Annotated in this window: 19 protein-coding genes and 2 tRNA genes; 16 read left to right on the top strand and 5 right to left on the bottom strand. The window is 65.1% G+C overall.

The features are described 5' to 3' along the window. Window positions 1–45 precede the first annotated feature (45 nt). The 6 genes from OS914_RS06420 (at window position 46) to OS914_RS06395 (ending at window position 8,817) form a co-directional block, all read left to right on the top strand. Complete coding sequence (locus OS914_RS06420) at window positions 46–2,631, top strand: DUF4118 domain-containing protein (protein ID WP_267545220.1); 2,586 nt, start codon at window positions 46–48, stop codon at window positions 2,629–2,631. After that, window positions 2,628–3,305: a response regulator gene (locus OS914_RS06415; RefSeq protein WP_267545219.1), complete on the top strand. Its 678-nt coding sequence runs from the start codon at window positions 2,628–2,630 to the stop codon at window positions 3,303–3,305. Before OS914_RS06420 ends, OS914_RS06415 begins: the two co-directional genes overlap by 4 nt. Before the next feature lie 72 nt (window positions 3,306–3,377). Continuing rightward, on the top strand, window positions 3,378–4,010 hold the full coding sequence (locus tag OS914_RS06410) for a PadR family transcriptional regulator (RefSeq protein WP_267545218.1): 633 nt from the start codon (window positions 3,378–3,380) through the stop codon (window positions 4,008–4,010). Then, entirely contained in the window at window positions 4,007–5,560 is a 1,554-nt protein-coding gene (locus OS914_RS06405; protein WP_267545217.1) for an MFS transporter, read from the top strand. Before OS914_RS06410 ends, OS914_RS06405 begins: the two co-directional genes overlap by 4 nt. A 115-nt stretch (window positions 5,561–5,675) precedes the next feature. Further along, the gene (locus tag OS914_RS06400; protein ID WP_267545216.1) at window positions 5,676–6,347 is read left to right on the top strand and encodes an MOSC domain-containing protein; all 672 of its coding nucleotides are present in this window, start codon (window positions 5,676–5,678) and stop codon (window positions 6,345–6,347) included. Between the two features lie 472 nt (window positions 6,348–6,819). Continuing rightward, window positions 6,820–8,817: a DEAD/DEAH box helicase gene (locus tag OS914_RS06395; protein WP_420713878.1), complete on the top strand. Its 1,998-nt coding sequence runs from the start codon at window positions 6,820–6,822 to the stop codon at window positions 8,815–8,817. Window positions 8,818–9,058: 241 nt separating this feature from the next. On the opposite strand, the gene OS914_RS06390 is transcribed toward OS914_RS06395, so the two are convergent. Next, entirely contained in the window at window positions 9,059–9,538 is a 480-nt protein-coding gene (locus OS914_RS06390; RefSeq protein WP_267545215.1) for a YbaK/EbsC family protein, read from the bottom strand. Between the two features lie 312 nt (window positions 9,539–9,850). On the opposite strand from OS914_RS06390, the gene OS914_RS06385 reads away from it, so the two are divergent. The 7 genes from OS914_RS06385 (at window position 9,851) to OS914_RS06355 (ending at window position 15,731) form a co-directional block, all read left to right on the top strand. Continuing rightward, a tRNA-Thr gene (locus OS914_RS06385) sits at window positions 9,851–9,922 on the top strand. Between the two features lie 64 nt (window positions 9,923–9,986). Further along, a tRNA-Met gene (locus tag OS914_RS06380) sits at window positions 9,987–10,063 on the top strand. Between the two features lie 223 nt (window positions 10,064–10,286). Further along, a complete protein-coding gene (locus tag OS914_RS06375; protein WP_267545214.1) occupies window positions 10,287–11,891 on the top strand; it encodes a Na+/H+ antiporter in 1,605 nt (534 codons plus the stop codon). A 199-nt stretch (window positions 11,892–12,090) separates the two neighbouring features. Then, window positions 12,091–13,530 carry a DHA2 family efflux MFS transporter permease subunit gene (locus OS914_RS06370; RefSeq protein ID WP_267545213.1) on the top strand — a complete coding sequence of 480 codons (1,440 nt, stop codon included), beginning with the start codon at window positions 12,091–12,093 and terminating at the stop codon, window positions 13,528–13,530. 33 nt (window positions 13,531–13,563) lie between these two features. Continuing rightward, window positions 13,564–14,436 (top strand): HpcH/HpaI aldolase/citrate lyase family protein, encoded by an 873-nt coding sequence (locus tag OS914_RS06365; protein ID WP_267545212.1) that lies wholly within the window; start codon window positions 13,564–13,566, stop codon window positions 14,434–14,436. Between the two features lie 25 nt (window positions 14,437–14,461). Then, window positions 14,462–15,421, top strand: a complete 960-nt coding sequence (locus OS914_RS06360; protein ID WP_267545274.1) for a DUF2797 domain-containing protein — start codon at window positions 14,462–14,464, stop codon at window positions 15,419–15,421. Window positions 15,422–15,503: 82 nt separating this feature from the next. Further along, complete coding sequence (locus tag OS914_RS06355) at window positions 15,504–15,731, top strand: DUF3188 domain-containing protein (RefSeq protein WP_267545211.1); 228 nt, start codon at window positions 15,504–15,506, stop codon at window positions 15,729–15,731. 128 nt (window positions 15,732–15,859) lie between these two features. On the opposite strand, the gene OS914_RS06350 is transcribed toward OS914_RS06355, so the two are convergent. Then, complete coding sequence (locus OS914_RS06350; protein WP_267545210.1) at window positions 15,860–17,413, bottom strand: MFS transporter; 1,554 nt, start codon at window positions 17,411–17,413, stop codon at window positions 15,860–15,862. Window positions 17,414–17,525: 112 nt separating this feature from the next. On the opposite strand from OS914_RS06350, the gene OS914_RS06345 reads away from it, so the two are divergent. The 3 genes from OS914_RS06345 (at window position 17,526) to OS914_RS06335 (ending at window position 19,783) form a co-directional block, all read left to right on the top strand. Beyond that, entirely contained in the window at window positions 17,526–18,107 is a 582-nt protein-coding gene (locus OS914_RS06345; RefSeq protein WP_267545209.1) for a TetR/AcrR family transcriptional regulator, read from the top strand. A gap of 192 nt (window positions 18,108–18,299) precedes the next feature. Beyond that, the gene (locus OS914_RS06340; protein WP_267545208.1) at window positions 18,300–19,097 is read left to right on the top strand and encodes an alpha/beta fold hydrolase; all 798 of its coding nucleotides are present in this window, start codon (window positions 18,300–18,302) and stop codon (window positions 19,095–19,097) included. Continuing rightward, window positions 19,094–19,783: an esterase/lipase family protein gene (locus OS914_RS06335; RefSeq protein ID WP_267545207.1), complete on the top strand. Its 690-nt coding sequence runs from the start codon at window positions 19,094–19,096 to the stop codon at window positions 19,781–19,783. Before OS914_RS06340 ends, OS914_RS06335 begins: the two co-directional genes overlap by 4 nt. Before the next feature lie 236 nt (window positions 19,784–20,019). On the opposite strand, the gene OS914_RS06330 is transcribed toward OS914_RS06335, so the two are convergent. Genes OS914_RS06330 through OS914_RS06320 form a run of 3 tightly spaced genes read right to left on the bottom strand, consistent with a single transcriptional unit; the run spans window position 20,020 to window position 23,311 of the window. Next, the gene (locus OS914_RS06330; protein ID WP_267545206.1) at window positions 20,020–20,766 is read right to left on the bottom strand and encodes a glycosyltransferase family 2 protein; all 747 of its coding nucleotides are present in this window, start codon (window positions 20,764–20,766) and stop codon (window positions 20,020–20,022) included. Further along, window positions 20,766–22,199 carry a bifunctional PIG-L family deacetylase/class I SAM-dependent methyltransferase gene (locus tag OS914_RS06325; RefSeq protein ID WP_267545205.1) on the bottom strand — a complete coding sequence of 478 codons (1,434 nt, stop codon included), beginning with the start codon at window positions 22,197–22,199 and terminating at the stop codon, window positions 20,766–20,768. Before OS914_RS06325 ends, OS914_RS06330 begins: the two co-directional genes overlap by 1 nt. After that, window positions 22,193–23,311 carry an acyl-CoA dehydrogenase family protein gene (locus OS914_RS06320; RefSeq protein WP_267545204.1) on the bottom strand — a complete coding sequence of 373 codons (1,119 nt, stop codon included), beginning with the start codon at window positions 23,309–23,311 and terminating at the stop codon, window positions 22,193–22,195. The genes OS914_RS06325 and OS914_RS06320 overlap by 7 nt, the downstream gene beginning before the upstream one ends. Window positions 23,312–23,363 lie beyond the last annotated feature (52 nt).

Genomic DNA, 23,363 nt, shown 5'->3' with positions numbered 1-23,363 from the left:
GGAAGCCGGGGCCGCGCAAGGGTCAAGTACTGAAAGAATCGACCTATGGCACGCGGCATCTTGAGAATCTTCCTGGGCGCGGCCCCCGGCGTGGGTAAAACCTACGCGATGCTGGAGGCGGGGCAGGAACTGCGTGCCGGCGGTACTGACGTGGTCGTCGGCATCGTCCTGGACCACGGCCGCATCCACACCAGGAACCTCGCCGTTGGGATGGAGCAGGTCCCCACGATGGCTCTGGACTATGGCGGGGACCAATTCGAAGAGCTTGACGTCGCCGCGGTGCTGGCCCGCAGGCCCGCAGTGGCACTGGTGGATGAGTATGCCCACTCCAATATTCCCGGCGCCGGGCGTGCCAAACGATGGCAGGACATCGAAGAGCTGCTTGGAGCGGGGATCGATGTCATGTCCACCGTCAACGTTCAGCATCTGGCCTCTCTGGGAGATGTGGTGCACGCCATCACCGGCGTCAGCCAGAAGGAAACCGTGCCGGACGAAGCCGTGCGCCGGGCGGACCAGATCGAGCTGGTGGACATTGCGCCGGAGCTGCTGCGCCAGCGGATGGGCGCGGGCCAGGTGTATCCACTGGACAAGGTGGATACTGCCCTGGCCAACTACTTCCGGCTGGGCAATCTGACCGCGCTGCGCGAGTTGGCCCTGCTCTGGCTGGCCGACCGAGTGGAGGAGGGGCTGGCCGACTACCGGTCCACGCATGGGATTGATGCCAGCTGGCCCACCCGCGAGCGCGTCGTCGTCGGGCTGACGGGTGGTCCCGAAGGGCAGGTGCTGATCCGGCGGGCCGCGCGGATCCTCAGCCGGGTCAGCGGCGGCGAGTTCCTGGCGGTGCATGTTCGGCGCTCCGAGGGCGTGGCGGGAGAGTCGCCCCAGGAGCTCGAACTGCAGCGTGAGCTGGTCACGGACCTGGGCGGGACCTACCATTGCGTGGGCGGGGACGATGTGGCGGAGGCGCTACTGGAATTTGCCCGTAGCGTCGATGCCACCCAGCTGGTGGTGGGCACCTCCAGGCGGCGGACTTGGGCCGGGCTGCTCCGCGGCGCCGGCGTGGGCGCCCGCGTCGTGCGCGGTTCCGGCGACATCGACGTCCACATGGTCTCGCACCCGCTCGGCGGGAAGGGCGTGAACGCGTCGGCCCGGAGCAGACTGGGCCGACGGCGGGTGGCCATCGGCTTCGCCCTGGCGGTGCTGCTGCCGCCGCTGGTGCAGTGGCTGGAAGGCTACCCGCAGAGCATGAACTTTGCCACCGTGATGCTGTTCCAGTTCACGGCGGCCATTGCCGTCGCCCTGGTGGGAGGCCTGTGGCCCGCCGTGGTGGCAGCCGTCTGGGGCAGCCTGCTGCTGAACTACTTCTCGGCACTTCCCACCGGGACGCTGACCATCAGCGACCCACAAAACCTACTTGCGCTGGGTCTGTTCCTGGCCGTTTCTTCGGCCGTGGCCGTGGTGGTAGACCGGTCCGCCCGGCGGTCCAAGGATGCAGCCGTGGCCGGTGCCGAGGCAGCGACGCTCAGCGAGCTGGCCCGCGGCGTGCTGGCCTCCCCGGACACCGTGCAGGTGTTCCTGGAGCAGGTGCGCGAATATTTCCAGGTCTCCACCGTGGCCCTGTTTCGTCGTGTGTCAGCCCGGGACGACGACGACGGCGGCGCGCGTCTTGTGCCGGTGTCCGGCTGGACGCTGGCGGCAAGTGTGGGGGAGGGCCCGCCGTCGGACCCCAGCGGCGCCGACAATGTGGAGGAGGTTTCCGCCACGCTGGTGCTGGCACTGAGCGGCCGGACGCTGCCGGCGCGTGACAGGCGGCTCCTCGGTGCTTTCGGCGCCCACCTGATGGCGATGGAGCAGCGCGAAGAGCTCAGCGCATCGCGCAAGGCCAACCTGCGCCTGGCGGAGGGAAACAAGATGCGCACCGCCGTGCTGCGCGCCGTCTCGCATGATCTACGCACTCCGCTGGCCGGCATCAAACTCGCCGTCAGCAGTCTGCGGCAGACTACTGTCACCTTCTCGCCGGAGGATGAAGCGGAGCTGCTGGCCACTATTGAAAACTACTCGGACCGGCTAAATTCTCTGGTGGACAACCTGCTGGACATGTCGCGGCTAAGCGCGGACACCGTGACTCCGCTGCTGGAACCGGTGAGTTGGCGCGATGTCCTGCCCGAAGTGCTGCGCGGCGTCCCGGCCGGACGGGTCTTGCTCCAGCTGCCCGCCAACATGCCGCCGGTGGACGCGGACGCCGGCATGCTGGAGCGGGTGTTGGCCAATATCGTGGAGAATTCACTCAAGTACGCGCCCGACTCGGAGATCCGCATTGTCGGGGCCGTGGGCGGGTCCGGATGGGCCACCATTGAGGGACAGCCGGCCAGCGAGCTGCGGATTATTGACCGAGGCAGGGGTGTGCCCGCGGACGCCGTCGTCGCGATGTTCCAGCCCTTCCAGCGCCTCGATGACGTCTCCTACTCAGCTGCCGGCGGCCCCGGAATCGGGCTCGGCCTGGCCGTGGCCAAGGGATTCATGGAAACGATGGGCGGTGTGCTCGAGGCTGCTCCCACACCCGGCGGCGGTCTGACCATGGTGGTGCGGCTGCCCATTTCAACAGGTGTGAGCCGACGGAGAGTCCTATGACATGGGTGCTGATTGTCGACGACGAACCCCAGATTCTGCGCGCCCTGCAAATCAATCTGCACGCCCACGGATACCAAGTGATTGCCGCCAATGACGGCACCTCCGCACTCCTGGCTGCGCAGAAGCACCCGCTGGACGTGGTGGTGCTGGACCTGGGGCTGCCGGATATGGACGGCGTGCAGGTGATCGAGGGGCTACGCGGCTGGACGTCTGTGCCCATTATTATACTCTCCGCCCGGCACGGCTCCGATGACAAGGTGCTGGCCCTTGACGCCGGGGCAGACGACTACGTGACAAAGCCCTTCGGCCTGGACGAGCTGCTGGCCCGGCTGCGCGCAGCGACCCGGCGGGCCACCAGTAACCCGGAGGAGGCGCCCACCATGACCACTGCGGACTTTGTGGTGGACCTGGCCCAGAAGCGTGTTACCCGGGCCGGCGGCGACGTGCGGCTGACGCCCACGGAGTGGAAAATCCTGGAGGTGCTGGTGCGCAACCCGCGCCGGCTGGTCAGCCAGCAGCAGATCCTCACTCAGGTCTGGGGGCCCGCATATGCGGGCGAAACTCATTATCTGCGCGTCTACATGGCCCAGCTGCGACGCAAGCTGGAGCCGGATCCGGCCGGCCCGAGGCACCTGCTGACCGAGGCCGGGATGGGGTACCGCTTCGAGCCGTAGCCGGGTGGCCAGAGTGCTGGACGTCACTTAGTATTTCTTGATTAGTCATAAAACGATTACTATTCTTGAGGGATGTCCAAAAGGTCACCCCTTGCACTCGCTGTTTTGGCGTTACTCGCGGAGAACCCGATGCACCCCTACCGGATGCAGCGGCTCATCACCTCCCGGGGCAAGAGCGACGTCATCAACGTCACGGCACGGGCCAGCCTGTATAACACCATCGACCGGCTTGACCGTGACGGGCTCGTGCAGCTGAGGGAAACCACCCGCGAGGGCCAGCGTCCGGAGCGGTCCGTCTACGAAATCACTGACGCCGGCCGCGCGGCGGCGGACCTGTGGATGCGGGAGATGATCTCCGCGCCCAAGCCGGACTATCCCGAGTTCACCGCGGCCGTGGCCCATCTGCCGTTGCTGGAACCGGCGCAGGCCGCCGAATACCTGCGCCTGCGGGCTGCGGGAATCGCTGCGGAGATCGGGCGGATCTCCGCGGAGCTCGACGCGGCCAAGGGCCGGCTGCCCCGGCTGTTCCTGCTGGACACTGAACTCATCCTGGACACCCGCCGCACCGAGCTGCGCTGGATTGATAGCGTGCTGGCCGATCTGCACAGCGGCGCCATGGATTGGAGCAGGGAATCCCTGGCCCAGCTCTCACTCACCCTTGAAAAACCGGATGAACATCCTGACACTGAGGAACACACACCATGAAAACGCACGCCGTGCCCACAGGTAGAGCACGTTCCTTTGCGCTTGTCTCGCTCTTCCTGGCCTCTTTCATGGAGCTTCTCGACGCGACCATTGTCAACGTCGCCCTGCCCCAGATCGAACAATCACTCGCTGCCCACAGCAGCGAGCTGCAGTGGATGGTGGCGTCCTACACGCTGGCCCTGGCAATCGGCCTGATCACCGGCTCGCGGCTGGGCGACATCTACGGGCGCAAACGGCTCTTCGTCGTCGGACTGGTTCTCTTCACCCTCTCCTCCGTGCTCTGCGGGCTGGCGATGAATCCGGAAATGCTGATTGCCTCCCGGGGGCTGCAGGGCTTTGCCGCGGCGGCGATGATTCCGCAGGTGCTCTCCAGCATCCAGGTCATGTACAAGCCATCCGAGCGGGCCGGTGCGATGGCCGGATTCTCCGCACTGGCCGGAGTAGCCGCGGTTTCCGGCCCGATCCTGGGGGCCGTCCTGACGGATGCAGATCTCTTCGGCTGGGGCTGGCGGACCATCTTCTTTGTGAACGTTCCGGTCGGAATCTTCGCCGTGCTGTGCGCCATCAGGTTCATCCCCGAATCCGCAGCCCCGGTGCGCCACCGGCTGGATATTCCGGGCGTGCTGATGCTGGCCGCCGGAATGCTGGGCGTACTTTACCCACTGACCATGGGCCGCGAGCAGGACTGGCCGCTATGGACCTTTTTGATGATGGCGTCCGGCGTACTCGTGCTGGTCGGCTTTGTTCTCCTGCAGTGGCGTGAGGAGCGCGGCGGAGGCGAACCTCTGGTGGCGGTTTCGCTGTTTAAGAACCGTTCATTTGCTGCCGGTATCGCGCTGATGATGCTCTTCTTCATTCCAATGAACGGCTTCTTCCTGATCCAGACCTTGTTTTTGCAGCTGGGGCTGGACTATCCGATCCTCAAATCCGGGCTGACCATGATCCCGTTCTCCGTGATGGTGCCGATTCTGGCTGGCCTCTCCGCGGCAATCCTGGCTCGAAAAATTGGCAGGGCGGTGCTGCAGCTGGGTCCGCTGGTGATCGCCGCCGGCTTTGTGGTCCTCATCTATACCGTCCAGGCAGCCGGTGCCGGTGTCACACCGTGGCAGCTCATTGCCGGGCTGGCCCTGGGCGGCGCGGGCTTTGGCATGGTTGTGGCCCCGGTGGGGATCTTTGTCCTCTCCGAAGTTCCAGTGAGGAGCGCGGGTTCGGCGTCCGGGCTATTCAACACCACCACCCAGCTCTCCGGAGCCCTCGGTGTTGCGATCATCGGCACACTCTTCTTCAACGCCCTGGACACCAGCACCGGCACCAGCAGACCGGTGATCTTTGAGGGCGCCTTCACCAGCACCATGTGGATCATGGCCGGCGGCATGGTCCTTGCCGCCATCGCCGCATCCTTCCTGCCGCGCTGGGCGTCGGAAGCAGACCCGCTGGAGACCGACCCGTGGGAAGCGGACCCGTCCGACCCGCTGGAGTCGCCAGAGGGCGATGGCCAGGGCGACGGCGCGGGCGAGCCGGCGCAGACAGCTGAGTCCTCGCTCGTCTAGCTGCCACTCTTTGCGTCTTTGCGTTCGTCTCGCCGGTCCCTCATTTCCCCGTCGTCCTGATCGGCGGCGGCGTCCCGGTGAACAAACCCGATGGCCATGGAGTTAAGCTGGCACGGTGACTACCGGAACCCTGCTCGTCGTCTGCCGCGTCCACGTATTACACCCGGACGCCGGCGGCGCCGGAGTAACCGCCATCGACAAACGGCCAGTGGCCGGCCCGGTTAAAGTCAGGCAGCTCGGGCTCTTCGGCGATGTCCAGGCGGACCGAAAGCACCACGGCGGGGCGGATAAGGCGCTGTATGCGTATGCCCAGCATGAAGCCGAGGACTGGGCGGTGAAATTGGGCAGGGCGGTACCCCCGGGTCTGTTCGGCGAAAACCTGCGCACGGACGGGATCGAGACCACGGGCGCCGTGATCGGCGAACGCTGGGCGATCGGTTCCAGCGTGGTCGCCGAGGTCACCATGCCCAGAACGCCCTGCGCCACCTTCCAACGTCGCCTTCGCGAGCCCCAATGGGTCAAACGATTTACAGCCGCTGGAAAGATCGGCACGTATCTGCGGGTACTTACCAAAGGCGACATCCAGTCCGGCGACGCAATCACGGTCATATTCCGGCCCTCGCATGGCATCACGGTAGGCAAGTTCTTCAGCAATCCGACGGCGGAGGATGTCCGCACGCTGACAAAGCTGCACGACGACGGCGAACTTCGGCTCGCACACGAGCTGCGCGCCTCCTTCGATAAGATTCTCCGCCCCGGGTTGCAACGTCCGCCCCCCACTGGGTGAGTGGGTACCTATGCCCCGCTAAACCATGATTTAAGGGGCATATCACCACACTCGACGGGGGACGGGGGACGGGGGACGGCGGACGGGGGACTGGCGACGCGGGACGGTGGGACGGAAGGCGTGTGCGCAACCTCACGGCGCCACGGCTGCACCAGGCTTTCGCGTTCAGCGGCCATATAGTACACTTGAAACATCCCCCACTCCGGTATCTCCTTTCTCTTTCTGCCCAATTCTTGAGGCAGAAGTCGCAGTGTATGGGTCCCGCAAGCAACAAGCGGGGTTGTTCAGTTCATTAGGGGATCGCCGGCAAAGAAAACGCCATACGGCAGCAGCGCACAGCTGTTGCCCGTCACCGCGCAAGCGGTACGCAGCTATGGCGAGAGGTCCTGCCACGGGATGGTTATGGCGGCTGGATTTCTTTGTAATGCGGCATCCAAGCCGCCTGGCCCTATGTGAATGAGGAATCTTCCCCATGCCCGAAAACTTGCCCGAAACCACGAATGCCACCAGCAACCCCGTCGTCAGTGTGAACACCGAGTCCGAAGAGCACGAAATGCGCTTTGCGGACATGGGAATTGACTCCCGCGTGCTCGCCGCACTCAGTGACGTCGGCTACGAAAAGCCCTCTGCCATTCAGGCAGCGACCATACCGGTGCTGCTGGAAGGCCGCGACGTCGTCGGGCTGGCGCAGACCGGAACCGGTAAGACCGCAGCGTTCGCCGTCCCCGCACTGTCCCGGATGGCTGATCTGATGGCCATCAACGGTCCGTCTAAGGCCACCCAGATCCTGGTGCTGGCACCGACCCGCGAACTGGCCCTCCAGGTCGCTGAGGCCTTTTCCTCCTACGCCGCGCATTTGGACGAATTCAGCGTGCTGCCGGTCTACGGCGGCTCCGCGTACGGCCCGCAGCTGGCCGGACTGCGCCGAGGCGCGCAGGTCGTCGTCGGCACGCCCGGACGCGTCATTGACCACCTGTCTAAGGGTTCCCTGGACCTGTCCAACCTGCAGTATCTGGTCCTCGATGAGGCCGATGAAATGCTGCGGATGGGCTTCGCCGAGGACGTCGAGCAGATCCTCTCGCAGACCCCGGAGAACAAGCAAGTAGCGCTTTTCTCCGCGACCATGCCGTCAGCGATCCGCCGGATTGCCAAGAAGTACCTGAATAACCCCGCGGAAATCTCCGTCAAATCCAAGACCACCACGGGCGAGAACACCCGCCAGCGCTACCTGCAGGTCATGGGCCCGCACAAGCTGGACGCGCTGACCCGCGTGCTTGAGGTTGAGGAGTTCGACGGCGTTATCGCCTTTGTGCGCACCAAGATGGCTACCGAGGAACTGGCAGACAAGCTTAAAGCCCGCGGCTTCATGGCGGCCGCCATCAACGGCGACATCCCGCAGCAGCAGCGCGAGCGCACCATCGAGGCCCTGCGCGATGGCAAGATTGACGTTCTCGTGGCCACCGACGTCGCCGCCCGCGGCCTTGACGTCGAGCGCATCAGCCACGTCATCAACTACGACATTCCGCATGACACCGAGTCCTACGTACACCGGATTGGCCGCACCGGCCGCGCCGGCCGCAGCGGAGACGCAATCCTCTTCATGACCCCGCGGGAGAAGTACCTGCTGCGTTCCATTGAAAAGGCTACCCGCCAGCCGGTGGAGCAGATGCACCTGCCCAGCGCTGAGACCATCAACGGACTGCGCCTGGGCAAGTTCGCGGACAAGATCACCGAGACCCTTTCCTCCAAGGACGTCTCCAAATTCCGTGACCTGATCTCCCGCTACGAGGAAGAGCACGATGTCCCGGCCGCGGAGATCGCCGCCGCACTGGCCGTGATGGCTCAGGGCGGCCAGCCGCTGCTCGTCAACGACCTGCCGGCAGCACCGGAGTACCAGCAGCGCGAGCGCTCCAAGGACGGCTTCGGCTCCCGCGGGCCGACCCGCACGCTGACCGAGGGCAATGCCACCTACCGGATCGCGGTAGGACGCCGCCAGCGCGTCATGCCGGGCTCCATCGTCGGCGCCATTGCCAACGAGGGCGGCCTGTCGTCGGCACAAATCGGCGGCATCGACATCCGCTCGGACCACACCCTGGTCGAGCTGCCTGCCGAGCTCTCAGCCGATCAGCTGCGTGCGCTGAGCCGGACCAGGATCGGCGGCGAGCTGATCCACCTCGAACTGGACAAGGGGCGCAGCCCCCGTTCCGAGCGCGAAGGCGGCGGCGGTTACAAGGGCCGCAGCCAGGGCGGGGACCGAAACGACCGCGGACAGGGTGGCTTCAAAAAGAAGTACGACGGCGACCGCAGCTCCGGTCAGGGCGGTTACCAGGGTGGCGGAGACCGCACCCACAACCGCACCGCCGAGTCCGGATATGCCGGGCACACCGCCAACGGCGCGGGAGACCGCAAGCCGCGCCATGGCGGCAAAGAGACCGGCGCTGCCGACTTCAACCGCAAGGGCAAATGGTAAATCCGGCGTACCGCTGGCTTGGTGGACCAGCCAGTCCGCAGACTGACTGGCTGCCGACTGACTAGTCGCTGACTGAGTTGCGTGCGGGCCCCGGAACCGAAAGGTTCCGGGGCCGTCGTGCTTTAAAGCGCGAGTCCTTCCGACTCTAACGCGGCCGCTGGACGCTGTCAGCCGGCCTGCTGTCAGCCGGTCTTGAGCCAGTGGAACTCCGCTCAGCAGACCTCCACTCAGTCAGACTTATTCAGTCGACCTTCACGCTGCGGCCCTGAGTCAATGTGAGCATCTCGGTGTAGTGCGTCGGGAAGACGCTATTCGGCGTTCCTGCGGATGCCCAAAGTACGGGGTAGTCCGCCAGGGTCTCATCGACCACCGTTTCAACCCGGGCCGGATGTCCCACCGGCGCCACGCCGCCGATCGCCTGACCCGTCGCCGCACGAACCTGCTCGGGAGTGGCACGATGGATCGTTCCCCTGTCCAGCCTGTCCGCCAGCGCTTTGGTGTCCACGCGGTGGCTGCCGCTCGTCATCACCAGCAGCGGACTGCCATCGGAAATGAACACGAGCGAGTTCGCGATGGCGCCGACTTCGCAGCCCAATGCCTGCGCAGCCTCGATGGCCGTCCGGGTGGAGTCAGGAAGCACGCGGACTTGACCCTTGACCCCTGCTTCGGCCAGTGCCGCAGCAACACCCTGGCTGCTGCGTGGTAACCGTTCCTCGCTCATTCGTTCTCCTCCTGGTGCAGCCTGCCGTGCAGTCAGCCCCGTGCACTCTGCGCCTATGGTGTAGTGACAGTGGACCATAACACGGACTCCCGACGCCGCCGCGGACTGACCGTGGTGCCGTCGTCGGACCTGTGCTTGGAACGGTTGATCCGATCGGATCCGCAACCGAAGTTGAAACGGAGGAAGCACTGGAAGCCGGTGGCGCCGATCACAGTGCCGATCACAGGCGGGAACAAGACCTGGGAAGACGCCCCGGACCCGAACGGGTCGATTTCGTAGATGGGAAATCCGCTGGTAAAGTTTTCTTTCGTTGCCCCCCTAGCTCAGTGGTAGAGCGCGTTCTTGGTAAGAACGAGGTCACCGGATCGATTCCGGTGGGGGGCTCTGAGTGAGAGGGCTCGTGTCAAGACGGTTTTGGCCGGCTGAGCACGGGCCACACTCATCTCATGGCGGCGTAGCTCAGTTGGTTAGAGCGCACGACTCATAATCGTGAGGTCGGGAGATCGAGCCTCCCCGCCGCTACCAGAAACAGCAGGTCAGAAGCTTCCTACGCTTCTGGCCTGCTGTTGGTTTAAGACCTCGTCCCTATGTGCCCCGAGCGAGTCCGATCCTGACGACGATCCGCCGAGTGCCTGAGGGTGGCTGGTACAACAGAGGCGGTAAATTTGTAGCGGCGTTGTAATTCGTCAGTGCAGGGTCCATTCGATCTGACCCGTCAGGTCCGACTGACTCTTGGAAAGGTAGCCACGTGGAACAGCTTGCACTCATCGTCGGCCTGCTCTTTGCCACGGTTGTTGCCGTCGGATTGGGAGACCGATTGCGGCTGCCCTACCCGGTGCTGATGCTGATCCTTTCTGCAGCGCTGACCTTTATCCCCGGCTTTCCTGATCTGCAGATTGCTCCCGAGCTGATTTTGCCGATCTTCCTCCCACCGCTGCTCTTTGCTACGGCACAAAAGAGCTCGTGGGCGGTCTTCAGGATCCGCTGGCGGACATTGTTGCTGATGGCCGTCGGACTGGTGGTGGTGACTACTGCTGTTGCGGCCGGAGCGGGATGGCTGTTGATCCCGGGTATAGGAATTCCCGCGGCTATTGCGCTCGGAGCCGTCGTGGCCCCGCCGGATCCGGTGGCGGTGGAATCGGTCTCCGCGCGGGTCCGGATGCCGCGCCGGCTCACCACCATTTTGCAAAGTGAAGGGCTTTTCAACGATGCCGCCGCCATCGTGATTTTCCAGGCCGCCACCGCGGCCACGGTCGCCGGTTCCAGGATTGGGCCGGGAATCGCCGTAAGTTTCATCCTCGGAGCCGCCATTGCTGTGGCGGTGGGCATGGCCATGGGGTGGATCACGGTGTTGGTGACCCGACTCATCCAGTCCACGGTGGCCCGCAGCGCGGTCACACTGGTGGTTCCTTTTGCCGCCTACATCCTCGCGGAGGAGTTGCACGCGTCCGGCGTAATCGCCGTCGTCGTCACCGCCCTGGAAATGAAGCGTCACGCGCGGGCCGAAGATGCGGCGGAGCGGATCACGCGCGCTGCCTTCTGGGACGTGGTGGAATTGCTGGCCACTGGTCTGGCCTTCGGACTGGTGGGGCTGGCCATCAAACGCGTGGTCGACGAGGAAGGCACAGCCATTTTTGCCATGCTGCCCGCGGCGGTCGTGGTCTGCCTGCTGGTGCTTGTGGTCCGTGTGCTCTGGATCTGGCTGGTCGCCGGGATGATCAAAAAGCGCGGCACTGAGTTGTCCCGACTTTCGTTCAAGGACGTGATAGTGCTCTCCTGGTGCGGCATGCGCGGCCTGGCGACACTGGCCCTAGCCTTGGCGCTGCCGCTCACGCTGGACAGCGGCGCGAATTTTCCCGCCCGGCACGAGATCATCGTAATTGCCTGTGCGGTGTTGTTGGCGACCCTGGTGCTGCCGGGGCTGACGTTGCCGTGGCTGATGCGTGTCCTGAAGGCCTCCGAGGATCCGTCCGTGGAGCGTGATGCGGCCCGGATTCTGGCCCGGCGGGCACAATCCGCCGCGCAGGCGGCACTGAAGAATAATCCGTTGTTCAAGGAGCTGCCGCCGGAGAAGCTCAAGTCGGTCCGCTCGCAGATGACGCGGCTGTACGCGGAGCTGACAAACAGCGCCCCGGTTCAGGAGAGTGTGACCGATGGCGGCAAGGTCGACGAGGCTGCTGCGCGGGATCAGCGGGCACGCAGCCGGGAGCTGGTCGTTGCCGCGCAGACCATTGCGCTGGACGCGGCCCGGCAGGAAATCATCGAGGCACGCAAGGAGCCGGCCACTGACCCGGAGGCTGCAGACCAGGTGCTCCGGCAGTTGGATCTTCGGACCATGATTATGCCGGAGTAAGGAGGCTATGCCACTGCTTGGCTGGTTCGCGTCATCAAAGCGGAAGGACGGCCGCTTGGAAGGTTGCTGCGGCGCAAGCGGCGGTGCGGAAAGCGGCGGCCCATGAACCGGTCGGGGGATCGTCGTCGAACACTTCCCGTAGGCCGCAAACCGCAGCTAAAATAGCAGTTTCAGCAAACCATCGCTCCCAGGAATACTCATGTCTGCCAGGACCAGCGCGCAAACCAGTGTTACCGCCGCCGCACCGATGAAAATGCCCAAAGAATCCGTTGCGGTGATCGCCACCCTGCTGGTGGCGACGTTTGTGGTGATCCTCAACGAAACCATTATGAACGTAGCGCTGCCGCGGCTGATGCTGGACCTGCACGTCTCCGCGTCCACGATCCAGTGGCTCTCCACCGGATTCATGCTGACCATGGCCGTTGTCATCCCGATGACCGGTTTCGTTCTGCAGCGCCTGACTACGCGGACCGTGTTTTTGCTGGCTATGGGCGCGTTTTGCACCGGCACGGCGCTGGCGGCAGTGGCGCCCGGTTTTGAGGTACTGCTGCTGGCGCGAGTGATCCAGGCGGTGGGAACGGCAACCATGCTGCCGCTGCTGATCACCACCATTCTCACCTTAGTTCCGCTGGAACGGCGCGGTTCGGTAATGGGAAACGTGACCATCGCCATCTCCGTGGCGCCGGCTCTGGGGCCGACGGTTTCCGGACTGATTTTGCAGGCGCTCTCCTGGCGGTTCATGTTCATTTTTGTGCTGCCTGTTGCCTTGCTGGCGCTGGCCATCGGCGCCAGATATCTCACGAATGTAGGTGAGAAGGACGTCCAAAAGCTGGACGCTCTCTCGGTGATTCTCACGGTCCCGGCGTTTGGCGGCGTGGTCTATGGCCTCAGCGGGATCGGCGGACGGGGCGACGGCGGCTCAACCGTTCCGGCGATAGCGGCCTTGGGCGTCGGTGTGGTCTGCCTCGTGGCCTTCGTGCTGCGACAGCTCCGGCTGCAAAGGGGCGGCGCGCCGCTGCTTGACCTGCGCGCGTTCAGATTCCGGATGTTCACCGTCTCCACCGTGCTGATGGTCGTGGCGATGATGGCGCTGTTCGGCAGTGTGATTCTGCTGCCGATCTACCTGCAGCAGGTCCACCAGCTGGAAAGTGTCACCACCGGGCTTGTGCTTCTGCCCGGCGGACTGGCCATGGGACTACTCGGCCCGGTAGTGGGGCGGCTCTATGACAGGATCGGCCCATTGCCGCTAACGGTGACGGGTTCGGTAATGATGGTGTTGTGCCTGTGGCAATTCTCCCTGCTGACGGCTCAGACGCCTGTGTGGTGGATTGTCACGTGCTATATGGGGCTCAGTGCAGGCTTGGCGCTCTTGTTCACCCCGGCTTTCACCTCGGGACTGAATCCGCTCCCACCGCATCTTTATTCGCATGGATCGGCAATTATGAGCACGCTGCAGCAGGTCGCGGGGGCGGCGGGAACGGCCTTGTTGGTATCCATCTTCGCCGTCGCGACAGCGGTGTCCGGAGAGGAAGCCGGAATTCGTGCGGCGTTCCTGGTGGCCGCGATCATCGCTGTTGCCGCCGTCGTACTGTCCGCCATGATGCGTAAGGCGCGGGTGCCGATGGCGCCGGCGGAATAGTCGCGGCGGCACCGGCGGATATACGGTAGATCTATGTCTTCCACGTCCGGCACTGCCGTCCCCGCTAAAACAGCCCGCATCCGCAATGTCCCCGCGGAGATCGCCCGGTCCTGGCTTCTGGTCCCGGCCACCAAGCCCGAGCTGTTCGACGACGCCGCGGCGTCCCGGGCGGACGCTATTGTCTTGGACATCGAGGATGCCGTTGACCCGGTAAATAAGCCCTCGGCCCGGACCTCCGTGATCGATTGGCTGCGCCATGGCGGGCAGGCATGGGTGCGGATCAACGACGTCCACTCGGAATTCTGGGCCGACGATGTTGCTGCCCTGCGTAATGTTCCCGGGTTGCTGGGGGTCATGTTGGCGAAAACGGAAAGCGCCGAGCAGGTCAAGGAGACGTTCCACCGGCTCGATGGCAACAGCCGGGTGCTGGCGTTGGTGGAATCCGCCTACGGCATCGAGGAAGCGAACAATATTGCCCGCGCGGAGGGCGCGTTCCGTCTGGCGTTCGGTTCCGGTGATTTCCGCCGCGATACGGGGATGAGCGCGGACCGCGAGGCCATGGCTTACCCGCGGGCAAAGCTCGTGGTGGCCAGCCGGGTGGGCAATCTGCCCGGCCCCATCGACGGTCCCACCGTCGGCACGAACCACCCGATTCTGCGCGAGCAGTCCGCTATCACGGTGTCCATGGGCATGACCGGAAAGCTTTGCCTTGCCACGGATCAGACCACGATCATCAACGAGGTCATTAGCCCCACTCCCACGGATGTTGCCTGGGCCTCGGACTTCATGGCGGATTTCGATGCCCGCGGTGGTGTGATCCGGGACGGCTCGGACCTGCCGAGGCTGGGGCGCGCCGAAAAGATCATCAAGCTGGCGGTGGCGTTCGGCGTTCAGCCCGCCGTCTGAACCTCGTGATGTCGCCGCTGTGCGGATGTTGATCCGCGGGGTCAGCTGGGATCAAACCGGCCCCTCCCTGTCCTTCAGCGCGGACCCGGGGTATCCGGGCGACGGCGGCACAGCCGTACCGCCGTCACTGCCCTCGTCCCTGCCGCTGACTGCAGGCCGGTGGCTGCGGTTCGCCGTGCACGAGGGTCCGCGGTGCTGCGTCGGTTCTTTTGCCGTACATGGGCCCAGCGATTCGGTGCACAGCCCCTGCCCGCTGCTGGCCACGGCGCAGCGGGGCTATCAGTGCGGGTTGTGTTTTGCCCGTGATGACTTTCGCTTCATGCACGATTTCCATCGCAGTGGCGTCGCGCCGGCCGGGCTCCGCTCCTACCTTGGCCAGCCGCACTGGCTCTACATCGCAACCTTCGCCGATGGTGCGACGAAAGTGGGCACCGCCTCCCAACGCAGCAGGTTCAGCCGACTTGCGGAGCAGGGTGCCGTGGTGGCGCAGTATGTGGCGCTCGCCGACGATGGCCGGATCGTCCGGCAGCTCGAGGACCTGGTCACCGACCAGCTGGGGCTGACCCAGCAGATCAGATCAACGGCGAAGTCCGCAGCGCTGCTCAATCCGTTGCCCGTTGCGGAGCTGGCCGCCGTCAACGACAGCCATGGACGGGCGGTGCGGGAGGCCTTGCGGGACGTCGGGCTGGCGGGCTTCTGCAGCGTGAACGAAGGGTGGGAGCGGCCGAGGGTTGCCAGCGGCCTGGCGGAACCGGAGCGGGAAGCGGCCCAGCGCCGGCACGCTTATCCATCAGCGCCCGGCGGACTGGGCCTGTCCGGCGAGCACGGACTGCTGATCAAGTCGGTCCTTGGGCATTACCTGCTGGCCGGAATCGCCGGGCTGGAGACGGACTTCGTGGTTGATCTTGGCCAGTTAAAGGGACGGCGGATTACCCTCGGCACCTACCGGTCAGCGGCCCCGGCTGTCCAGAACGCCCTTTTCTGACAACTGTTACGCCCGCGGTGGGGCCAGACTGCCGACTACCCCCAACGAGGACGCCCCAGATGCAGCGGCTAAGCTGGAGGGCGTGCTCAACGAATTCTGGGAAACCTCCGGCCGGCTCTACAAGATCCTGGTTTTCAGCGCCATGGGAGCAATCGCCGTGGGGCTGGTACTGACCATCATTGGCGCCAACGCCCATGATTCCTCCAGAACATATTTGGGACTGCCGTTCATTGGCCTGGGCCTGATTCTGCACATGGTCGGGCTGGTAGTCCGCGGCCAACACGTCCGTAAACTCCTGCGCAGGAAATAGCGCCCGACGTCCGCCGGGAGCAACATGCGCGTTCCAGCGGGGGGATGCGCAGGCGTTGACGGGCGGCACGCAGGTTGCAGGCGGCTATAGCCACGACGTCGACGGCGGGTACGCGCCGCCGTCGACCGTCAGCTGCTTCTGACGCTGCGCAACGTCAGGATCGACATCGCGGCTGCGGCGAGCATCAGAACCATGCCCACGACGGCGACGAGGCCAGCACCCGAATCGAACGCGTGCCGGGCCGAGGCGAGAAGTTCCCCTGCCGGTCCGACGGGCATCGTGGCCGCGGCGTTGATGGCCCCGCCGAGCGTCTGCCCGGCGTCCTGCTGGGCCGCAGCCGACAGCGAATCCGGGACTAAGACGTGGAGGCGATAGGCCGCGGCCAGGAGGCTACCCAGCACGGCCGTCCCCAGCACGGCGCCCACCTCGTACGCCGTTTCGGAGATGGCCGACGCAGCACCTGCTGTGGTAGCGGGGGCCGTGGCAAGAATCAGGTCATTGGAGATGGTTTCCGACATGCCGACCCCGGCGCCGAGAAGGACAAACGCGAGCAATAGCCCGTCTCCGGAACCCGAGCTGTTCAGCAACACGGTCAGATACCCCGCGGCGTTCAGCAGCAGGCCAGCCGCTACCAGGTAGGCCGGCCGGATCCGACGGGCCAACCGGACCACGAGCAGGCCGGTGACGATGGAGATGATGAGCCCCGGCAGCAGCGTCAGCCCGGCGCGGGTAGGGGATTGCCCAACCACTAGCTGCAGATGCTGAGCGACGAAGTACAAGAAGCCCACCAGTGAAAAAATGCTCAGCAGATTCGCGGCAACGGCTCCGCTGAAAACAGGGCTGCGGAACAGCCGTACGTCCAGCATCGGATTCCGCTGGCGCAATTGGCGGCGGACAAAGAGGAAGCCGAGGGCCAGACCGGCCAGCACGGGCAGCAGGGAACCGAGCCCCAGACCCTCCGTTGCCAGCGCCTTGATCCCGTAAATCAGCGGAACCATGGTCCCGAAGGACAGCGCAATGCTCAATGGATCGATCATGCCCGGCGCTGGGTCTCGGGACTCCGGGATGCACAGTGGCGCGAGGATGAGCAGCGGAATGAGCGTCGGGATGCAGAGCAGGAAGACCGATCCCCACCAGAAGTGGTCCAGCAGCACCCCGCCCAGCAGCGGCCCCATCGCGGCGCCGCCGGAGAATCCTGCCGCCCAGACAGCGATGGCGATGCGGCGTTGGCCCGGATCGGTGAAAATGTTGCGGATCAGGGACAGCGTGGAGGGCATCAGCATGGCGCCGAAGAGACCAAGCAGTGCGCGGCATCCGATCAGGGCTGCAGCGGTAGGGGCGAAGGCGGCGACGACCGACACGGCGGCAAAGCCGAGGCTGCCGATCATCAGCATTCTCCGGCGCCCGAACCGGTCCGCCAGGCTGCCCATCGGTACCAGCAGGCCGGCAAGGATTAGCGGGTAAATATCGATGATCCACAGAAGGTCCGTTGCCACCGGGTTCAACGCCAGCGAAATTGCGGGGACCGCGAAGCTGAGCACCGTGTTGTCGACCGAGACCAAAAGCACGGGAAGCATCAGCACCGCCAGGGCGAGCCATGCGCGGCGGCCGGCTTTCACCGGCTGACTGGCGACGGTTGCTGCTGGAACCGTCAATGCGGGATCATCGGTACTCCATGACATGGTGCGTATTTCCTTAGATTCGAAAGATCCTTCAGAGTCTATACCGTCTGGACTGTTGAGTATACCGTCTGGACGGTTGAGTGTATATGCCAGCGACGGTAGAGTGGACCGCATGCCTAATCAGCCCTCGGCCCGTGAGCGAATACTGCTTGCCTTTGAGACACTTCTGATCGACGAGGGCGGACGTGCTGCAACGCTGGACGCAGTCGCTGCCGCTGCCGGCGTTTCCAAAGGCGGCCTGCTGTACCATTTCAAGAGCCGCGACGCCTTAACCACTGGTCTGATCCACAAGCTCAGCGAATTGGCGGACGCCGACTTCGCTAAGATGCGCGAAGCTCCGGAGGGGCCGGCGGAATACTACATCCGGACGTCCGTTTTCGCGGGAACAGCATTTGATCGAACGCTGGTGGCGGCGACCCGGCTGGCACAGGGACAGGAGCCTCAGGTCAGCGAGGCGTTCACGGCCATGCAGAGTAGATGGATGGAATTGATCTGCGACGAGGTCCGCGATGCGGGCATTGCGCGGGCGATCCTGCTGATCGGCGATGGTCTGTACTACAACGCAGCGCTATTTGGCGGCCCACACGGGCAGCAGGACCGCGGGGAAGAGGCAGCCACGGGGAATTTGCTGCACGTGGTCCGGCTGCTTAAAGGGCAGTCGGCGGGGGGAGTTCACCGGCCGCGTCAGTGCTGAGCCGGCGGGGGAGTTCACCGCTGGTTGTTCCGTCTTTTGCGCTTCGGCAAAGTGCGGCCAGCGTGTTTCGGTAGACATATCCGTCACCCGTGCCTGTATCCGTCGTTCAGCAATGGCCATCGGCTCTGCCAGCGGCGGCAAAGCGGAGCAAGCCACTTGCCGGTGGCGGCGGCGTAAGCAAGAGTTGTTTGTATGTCGACAAAAGGGCGCCGCCATATGCCGCACGCCAAACCGCAAGTAAAGCCGCACGCCAAACCGCTGTCCCGGACGCTCGTCGTTGACGGCGCGACCGGGGTGACGCATACCCTCGGATCGGGTCCGGATACCTTCGTCCTGATTCACGGCATCGGGATGTCTTCGCGGTATTTCGAACCGCTTGCCCGGGAACTCTCCACTGCTGGCACCGTTCACTCGATTGATCTCCCCGGCTTCGGCAAGGCTCCTCAGCCGTCGCGGCCCTTGTCCATGGAGGACTATGCGGGGTGGGTCTGGGGCTGCCTGGACCTGTTGAACGTTTCCCAGCCGATTCTGGTCGGACATTCGATGGGCTGCCAAGTAACGGTGGAAATGCTGCGGCAGCGCGCGTCGGTCCCGGCAGCCGTGCTGATGGGCCCGTGCGTCAACCGCCACGAGCGCACCGCCTGGCGGCAGGGTCTGCGGTTGCTGCAGGACACCTTTCGGGAACCGATGGCTGCAAATGTAGTGGTTCTTTCCGATTATGCCTTCCGCTGCCGGCCGCCCTGGTACCTCGCAACGCTGCCTTTTATGCTCGGCTATGCGCTCGAAGAAGCCATTGCTGAGGTGCATACTCCGGTACTGATTATGCGTGGCGCACGGGACTCGATTGCGCCGCGTGCCTGGCTCGACGAGTTGGTGGCACGCTGCCCGGTGGCCGAGGCGGCGGAAATAGCCGGCGAAGGCCACATTCTGATGTATCGCAGACCGGCAGAGGTGGCCGCCCACGTCCGTTCACTCCGGGACCCGGCATGAGGCAATTGGGGACAAAGGCCTGGGCCTGGGTTTTGGACTACCTGTATGTGGCGTTCTGGCAGCTCTATGGTTTCTTTGTCCGGGATCCGGCTGGGAAACTCTTGCGTGACGTACATCCGGATGCCGCCCCGGTGCTGCTGATCCCCGGGATCTACGAAAACTGGCGATTCCTGCGACCAGTAGCGAACAGATTGCACGCGGCGGGCCATCCCGTGCATGTAGTGGCAGGCCTGGGCTACAACCGTGGCACCATCCCTGCCATGGCCGCGCTGGTGGAGAACTACCTGCTGGAGCAGGACCTGGGAAACGTCGTCCTCGTCGCGCACAGCAAGGGCGGTCTCGTCGGCAAATCCCTGATGGCCGGCACGACGGCGGCAGAGCGGGTGAGCGCAATGGTCGCCATCAACACGCCCTTTTCCGGCTCCGCGTACGCCAAATACGCGCCGACGCGCGCCATCCGGGCCTTCTCGCCCAACGATTCGCTGCTGCTCACATTAGCGACCAACCTGGAAGTCAATGCCAGGATCACGGCGATCTACAGCAGTTTCGATCCGCATATCCCCGGTGGAGGACGGCTGACGGGCGGCACTAACATCCGGCTTGCTGCGAAGGGACATTTCCGCGTCCTCGGCGATCCGGCCCTGCTGCGCGCCGTGACGGAGGCGGTCGCCGCAGGCCGGCCGTAGCACCGTCCCGTGCGACGCCGTAGGCCATACCGGGGGTGATCAGGGAGAATTTGATGCCGACCGCGAAGAAACTGATCGCGACGACGGCAGCCGGCAGCCGGATTGGGCCACGTCCGCGCCGCTGGCCACCTTGTGGACAATGACTGTCCGGCCAACGGCCATCAGACCGGACATTGGGTGCAGGCGCTCCGGGCGGTGCCGTCGCTTCGTTGACTGACCTGCCCGTGGTGCTCCTTTCAGGCCTGGGTATGAGCCGTGACCCTACCCGTCGCCGGGGGGCCCAGGGCCGGCGCAAAAACCTGGCGTGCAAGGTAGTCCGCAAAACCTCCCTGCACGCGGCTCTGCGTGCGGGCCGAGGTCCTGACCCTGCCGGCATCGGTGCTGCGGATCCGCAGCCCGGCCGCGCCGGCGGCAAGGACAAAATTGCGGTCCTCGTGCAACGGTACATCCTCAAAACCGCCCAGGCGCAGGTACGCATCCGCGTGGAATCCGAGATTTGCCCCGTGGATGTGCCCGTGTCCTTCCCGCAGGGTATGCGTGCCAAACCATCGGACCAACTGCTCCTGCGTGAGCTCCGAGGTATCCGGCTGGACGGTTCCGGCCAGCACGTCCCAGCCCTGTGCCGCCGCTTCCGCCTGGACCAGCAGCCAGTTCCGCGGGACCACGCTGTCCGCGTCGGTATTGGCGATCCACGTCGCCTCGCGCCCACCGCTTCCAAGCGCGTCCCGGATCCCGAGGTTGCGGGCTGCGCCGACTTGTCCGGCCTCGCTGTGCAGCGCCGCGGCCAGCGGATAACGGTGGACGACGGCGGCAGATCCGTCAGTTGTGCGGTCCAGCACCACGGTGACACTGACAGCGACCGCCGGGCGCTCGCGGTGCAAGTGGGCGGCGGCTTTCTCAATAGCCGTAAGACAGTGCGGCAGCAGCCGCTCCTCGTTGCGCGCCGGAACGACGACGGCCAACCGCTCCAGCGGGCGGCGCATTACCGGCCATCCTGCGCAACGGTGAAGACCTCCAAAATGAAGTCCTCCTCGGTGTAGATGCCCTGTGACTTCAACCGTCCGTCGCTGCGCAGGAAATCGTGCACCGCATCTCCATCCAGCGGCCATCCGGTGATCTGATGCCGCCAATGGCATGCCACCACTGTCCCCCCGGGGGCCAGTGAGCCAAGCATCAGGTCCAGCGTTTTCAGCAGCGTGCCGCGGTCCAGGTAGTAGCCGACCTCGGAAAGTGCGATCAGGTCGAAGGAATCCTGGGGCCATTGGCCGGGAACCGCGAGCTGCATTGTCTTTACCCCGGGCAGGTCTGCGTTGCGCCGGGCTGCGGTTTTAACCGCTTCCGTGCTCAGATCCACGGCCAATATGCGTCGGCAGCGCTGCGCCAGATCCCGGGTGAGCACCCCGGTGGAACAACCGATCTCCAGCGCGGAAACGTACTCGCGTGCGGGCAGAGCGGCGACGGTGAGCAGCCGTTTGCGTTCCTCGTACCAAGCCTCGGGTGCGGACCATGGTTCGGCCAGATCCTGATGAACGGCATCAAACTGTGCCTGTGCCCACTGCACCCGCTCGTCACCGTCGGGAAGCATGGAGCCGGCCGCATCGATGAAAATCTCGTATGGGCGGCGGAAGTGGCTGATCATTTCGGCGCAGAGCAGAGTTTCATCGCCCGGCAGGTCGGACAGCGGCGAATTCTGGCTGTAATGGCAAGTGATGGCGCGTTCCTTCCCGGCCATATCCGCTGCCGCCAGGGTCAGCCGGCGCATGGAGGACCACGGGACCCGGGAGGAATCCGGCGTGCCCCAATGCCAGAGCCAGACGGGATATTCCAGCAGCGTGCTGCCGCTTTCGGCCGCGGCGGCGGCGGCCGCCTCGCCGGCGGCGTCGTGGTCCGTGTGCCCGTCCGCGCGCCAGGGGGCCACGATCAAGGTCTGCCCGTGTTCGGCTGCTCGTTCCGCTTCGTGCTCGGCTCCGGTCTCCGGGGCGTCGGCGCCCGCCGGATCGGGAGCCGCCGCGCATTCTGCCAATATCGCCTGCTTCAGCAACTCCCGGGAGTCCGCGATCCGACCGTCCGGGATCCCAAGCCGGCGGATTTTCGCCGCCGGCGCAAGCATACCCATCGCATGATCGAGCTCCGCGCCCCTGACGGCTGCCAATTGACCGGGTGTGTGCGTGCTGGACTCCGGATGCGACGCCTCCCCGTCGGTGGCAAGCAGCAGCTGGATCGTCAGACCGTGCCGGGCAGCACGCTGCAGCAGACCGGCAGCGGCCAGCGTTTCGTCGTCGGGATGGGCGGAAACGAGCACCAGCTTGCTGAAGCGTCGCAGGTAAAGACTGAGCTCCGGTGTGGCGCCGAGCCGTTCCGAGCCGCGCCAGAGGCGTTCGGCCGTGCCGTCGTCGAGGTGGCTGAAGGTCACCACGGCAGCCGCCCCGGTGCCAGTAGCTGCTGGCCGATCGCCGCAATCGAACGTTCGGCGTGATCCTGGCGAAGATACACGGTCAGGTCCGCCACCCGGGCTGCATGGTCAGCGTCGAAGGCCAGCGGTTCCGGGCCCATGGCGTGAGAGGCGAGTTCAAGAATTGACTCCGACGCATGGACGACGGCGGCACGGGCGCGGGCCGCTGACAGGGAGACACTGCCGGGATGGCCGCCGCTGTCGGCCTGCCGCGCTGCCAGGGCCAGTGCAGTGCGCGCAGCTGTCAGGTGGCCGTCGACCAGGCCCAGCTGCAGCATTGCGATCTGGTCCGGCTCTCGGCCGGCGCAGTGGGCGTAGACGCGGCGGGCGACCGCCGTCGCGGCCCCGAACCAGAGCGCCGCCACTCCTGTCCCGCCCCAGGCAAAACCGGGCCTGTCGAGATACCAGCCGGGTGCGCCGACCGGAACTGCGGGCACCTGCTCAAAAGAAACCGGTCCACTGGCAACGTCCGGCAGGCCCAGCGCCACCCAGCCGGCCGCAGCGGCGCTCACTCCCGGATCCTTCAGATTTACCGCGAAGGCCCGTCGCGCATTATCAGTGCGGGCTGTGACAATTGCATGGGTGAGGCGTCCGGCCAGGGAGCACCATGGCTTCGTCCCGGTGAGGACCCAGCCGTTTCCGTGCCGGTGCGCCCGCAAATTATGGTCTCTGCCCTCGGCAGCAAAGACTCCCCAGCAACTTTTCTCGGCCACAGCCAGCGCCTGAAGCTCCTCGGACGGAGATTGCTGCCGGGCCTGGTGAAGGATGCTGACGGCATCCAGATGCGGCTCAATGGTTCTGCCGACGGAAAGATTGCAGGCGCCCACCGTTGCAAGTGATTCCCAGAGCTGCAGGGTCCGGCCCTCCATCGGATAGGGGAGTTCCTGGCCCAGACGAATGGCAAGAGCCAGGGCCGGCTCTATCCCGCCCGCACATTCGAGCGCCCGGGCGGCAATAGTGCGCAATTCAGGCAGCCACGGGGCGGAGGAATCGGACTCCGGTGCCAAACGGACCGGCTGCATCGATGGATGCCCTGAGTTTGGCTGCTCGGAGAAGGGCTGCTCGGAGCCGTTCATCGGAAACTCCCGCATCCGAAGCGCCCGCCGCGAAGAGCCCCGTGGGGGCGGG

The sequence above is a fragment of the Arthrobacter endolithicus genome, assembly GCF_026627425.1.
Taxonomy (GTDB): Bacteria; Actinomycetota; Actinomycetes; order Actinomycetales; family Micrococcaceae; genus Arthrobacter_M.
Note: the sequence above shows the minus strand (reverse complement) of the source record. Positions and strands in the feature narration are given on the sequence as shown.